This is a genomic window from Bacillus cereus group sp. BfR-BA-01524, from assembly GCF_022662595.1.
GTDB classification, from domain to species: Bacteria; Bacillota; Bacilli; order Bacillales; family Bacillaceae_G; genus Bacillus_A; species Bacillus_A thuringiensis_S.
This window is the reverse complement of the sequence record NZ_JAKUDW010000191.1, coordinates 1-3,751: the sequence shown is the minus strand read 5'-3', so window position 1 is coordinate 3,751 and position 3,751 is coordinate 1. Positions and strand designations below refer to the sequence as shown.

The following is a 3,751-nucleotide window of genomic DNA, read 5'->3' as shown; positions in this document are numbered from 1 at the left end:
CAGTAAGTTGCTTGGGGGCTAGGGTATGTTGTGCGTTTTGAGTGTCGAAGAATGTCGGTAAATCGATATCTTGTGTCGAAGCGTCGATATAATGAAAAAATCGTTGATATAAGTGGAGAAACGATCGATATATTTGAAAAATCGTTGATATATTTTAGTGAATACGAAGTGGGGTATGTGGAAAAGAAGTTGCCGTTGGGTAGCTTCTTTTTATTGTAGTGCCAGGGTATAGAGCATAAATAGGTTGCCGAAAATTGTCGGTAAGTCGATATCCTGTGTCGAACCGTCGATATAATGAAAAAATCGCTGATATATTACGGTAGATACTAACCGGGGTATGCAAACCAATCAAAAAAAGCTGGAAGAGTACCTTCCAGCTTAAGAGTTACTTTCAATTTGGCGACCGCTATCCTCTTCATTGTCTTGTAATAGGTTGAATACGTCTGCTAAGCAGAATGCAATGAACCAAGTCCATAGACCGTGGAAGAAAGCTGAGCTTAATTGAAGTGATAATGTATAGTTTGTCATTGAGTAGGAAATACATCCACCAACGATTCCGATCATTGTTAATAACATTGTTTTTTGAGCATTTTCTTCTGGATTGAAGAGGAAGTAAATGTATCCACCTAAAATTGAAGCGCTTACAATCGTTTCGATTCCATTAAAAATGATATTCTCTCCAAGCTGAGTGTTTGTCCAGAAGCAGATTGTTCCGCCGATAATAGCAAACAGGACAGCTATTGTATATCGTATATATTGATTCATATGTTCATCTCCTTATGTAATAAGATGATTTGGAAGTCAAAAAGGTAGGTATAGTATATTGAAGTGAGTTTTAATTGTACGTATCTTTTTATAAAAAGATCATTGAAGAGTAACTAAGATGATCGGTTGTTTAAACCGTTACGTGTATGGTGTCTGAAATATACCCGACTGCTCGTTTCTTTTTGCTTGTAAAATAAGAGAAACTTCCAAGTCTATATACTCTTTTTTTGTGAGTCTGCTTTCATTATAACACATTTAGGGACATAATAATAGAATTATCTGATTTTGTAATAAGTGTAAAAAATAAAAAGCGCAAGGAACACTAGCTCCTTGCGCCTTTTTATATGCGTTTGAAACGGCCGACAATTTCAACTGTTTCAGTAATGTTCATAAATGCTTTGTTATCCACTTGGCGGATAATACGTTTCATTTCGCCTAACTCATAGCGAGTCACGACAGTGTAAATCATTTTTTTCTTATGGTTTGTATAGCCGCCGACAGCGTCTACCATTGTCACCCCGCGTATGCCGTGATGTAGTAGTGCGCTTTTTATTTCCTCACCTTTTTCTGTAACTGTCATTATCGTTAATTTAATATGTTTCGTGTGCACAGCATCGATAACTTTGCTGACTACAAACCGGCTAATTAACGTATAAAGTGTAATATCCCATCCGAAAATAAAACCTGCTGCAACAAGTAAGATTAAGTTGAATACAAAGATGATTGCTCCAATTGAAATATCTCGATGTTTCGCTACAATCAATCCAACAACATCAAAGCCACCTGTTGAAGAAGCAAATCGGAATATGATTCCGGAAGCTGCTCCGCAGATTACACCACCGAATACAGAAGATAGTAAAATATCGTCTGAAACCTGGTGTACAGGGATAATGTTCATCGCTAACGATGATACAGCTACAAAGTAAGCTGTTAAAAAGGTTGTCTTCTTGCCTAAGTAAAAGTGACTTAAAATAAGAAGAGGAATGTTTAGTAAAAAGATAAGTGCACCGATATTGTAGTGCATTAAATAACCGATAATCATCCCTACACCAGCGAATCCACCGCTAATCATGTTATGCGGGATAAAAAACATATTCATAGAAATTGCATACAAAATAGAAGCTATAAAAATAACAACCAACTGTATCATAAATTCTAAGTGAAATGTTTTAGCTGCTGGGAAGGATAAAAAGGCGGTGTCGGGAACGTAATCGGCGTCTCCTAGTTGACCCATAGTATGTTTCATCTCCATATTCATTTTTGATTACAAGAAGAGAATAAAGGTTTTTTCAAAAACTGGCAATAGTTTTATTATAATGCAAAAATTTTATAAATTTCTAATAAATCAAGCCTATTCATTGATGTGTGTGAATATACTAAAGAAAGCGAATACAACGTTTCTTAATTATTGTTTTCTTGAGAAAATATGCAAAATACTTTTTTTGAAAATAAAAGGAAATAGAGAATGTTTGTTGAATGTGCTAAAATGACCTTATTAAGGATGTGAAGCGATGGAATTTTTATTGCAGGATGCAATTCTATATATATCGTTTGTAACGACGGCACTTTGTTTATTAGAAGTTTTCTTCCTTGCTAATGTTTCTCGCTTTGTGCGTCAACAAGCATCAAGCGGTAGACAAAGAGCTTTTGCGCTAGTTGATACATGTGAAGATAGTGCGGGAAATGTACCGCTATTTTCTATTTTTTATAAATATGGAATGATTCGTTCTGTACGCAGACAAGAATCAAGTGAAGAGAATGACGAGGTCGGTCCGTATACACCAATGTTTCGCTAAATAATTACGAAACATTGGAGGAATGAACATGTTAAAATCATACCGAGCTGTGCTCGTTAGTTTATCATTATTACTTGTTTTTGTTTTATCTGGTTGCAGTAATGCAGCCCCAATTGATGCACATAGTACTGGGATTTGGGATCATTATTTTGTATATCCAATCTCGTATATGATTCAATTTGTCGCTCATCATATACCTGGAGCTAGCTTTGGGATTGCTATCATTATTATGACGCTCGTTATTCGTTCAGCAATGATTCCATTAGCTGTTTCGCAATATCGCAGCCAAGCGAAAATGAAGAAAATGCAACCTGAATTGCAGAAGCTAAAGAAAAAATACGGTGATGTAAGCAAAGACCTTGAAAAACAAAAGCAGTATCAAAAAGAAATGTCAGAACTAATGAAATCAGGCGGTTGGAATCCACTTGCTGGTTGCTGGCCAATTTTTATACAAATGCCGATTTTCTCTGCTTTGTATTATGCGATTAGCAGAACGGAAGAGATTCGCACATCTTCGTTTTTATGGGTGAACCTAGGACATGCAGATCCATATCATATATTACCGATTATTGCAGCGTTAACGACATTTATTCAAATGAAAGTTTTCCAATCGAATATTACACCTGGAGAACAAGTACAGATGCTAAAGATGCAGCAAATTATGATGCCAGCAATGATTCTATTTATGGGGTTTGCGGCGCCATCAGGACTTGTGTTGTACTGGATAACAGGTAACTTATTTACAATGACACAAACAATTGTATTAAGAAAAATAATGGAACGTGAAGAGTTACAATTACAAAAAGCATAGAGAAACACCGCTCATTACGAGCGGTGTTTTTTATTTGCATCGTTAAGGAAATTTTAAGAAACCAACATTACTATTGGCATTGTATACGAAAGTGTACATGCTTTAGAAATATGAAGGAGGAAATTTCCTATGAAGAAGAAAACAGTTGGGTATTTAGCAATTGCAGGTGCTTTATCATTCGGAATCATTGGAGGAGTCGGTATTCCGGCATTCGCGGCAACGAATACTCCAGCAGTGGATCAGCCTGCAAAAACGGCGAAAAAGGATTTAGATGACGCTACAAAACAAAAAGTAAAAACAATTATGGACGATACAAAGAAACAGTTAGAGGAAATAGGTGTAAAGCTTCCGGAGAAAGAGAAGCGTAAAGACATGTTTG

The 3,751-nt window shown here is 36.1% G+C and carries 4 protein-coding genes and 1 pseudogene; 3 read left to right on the top strand and 2 right to left on the bottom strand.

Annotated elements, in window-relative coordinates; all coding sequences use genetic code 11:
* Positions 1–378: 378 nt before the first annotated feature.
* Together MR170_RS30040 and MR170_RS30035 are read right to left on the bottom strand one after the other, a co-directional pair.
* A complete protein-coding gene (locus MR170_RS30040) occupies positions 379–765 on the bottom strand; it encodes a DUF3938 domain-containing protein (RefSeq protein ID WP_242310526.1) in 387 nt (128 codons plus the stop codon).
* Between the two features lie 340 nt (positions 766–1,105).
* The gene (locus MR170_RS30035; RefSeq protein ID WP_016079813.1) at positions 1,106–1,999 is read right to left on the bottom strand and encodes a YitT family protein; all 894 of its coding nucleotides are present in this window, start codon (positions 1,997–1,999) and stop codon (positions 1,106–1,108) included.
* Positions 2,000–2,276: 277 nt separating this feature from the next.
* On the opposite strand from MR170_RS30035, the gene MR170_RS30030 reads away from it, so the two are divergent.
* The 3 genes and pseudogenes from MR170_RS30030 to MR170_RS30020 all read left to right on the top strand — a co-directional run.
* Entirely contained in the window at positions 2,277–2,561 is a 285-nt protein-coding gene (locus tag MR170_RS30030; RefSeq protein ID WP_000394930.1) for a hypothetical protein, read from the top strand.
* 28 nt (positions 2,562–2,589) lie between these two features.
* Positions 2,590–3,372: a membrane protein insertase YidC gene (gene yidC / locus MR170_RS30025; RefSeq protein WP_016079814.1), complete on the top strand. Its 783-nt coding sequence runs from the start codon at positions 2,590–2,592 to the stop codon at positions 3,370–3,372.
* 129 nt (positions 3,373–3,501) lie between these two features.
* Positions 3,502–3,751 (top strand): annotated as a pseudogene (locus MR170_RS30020) (hypothetical protein); the annotation flags it as partial.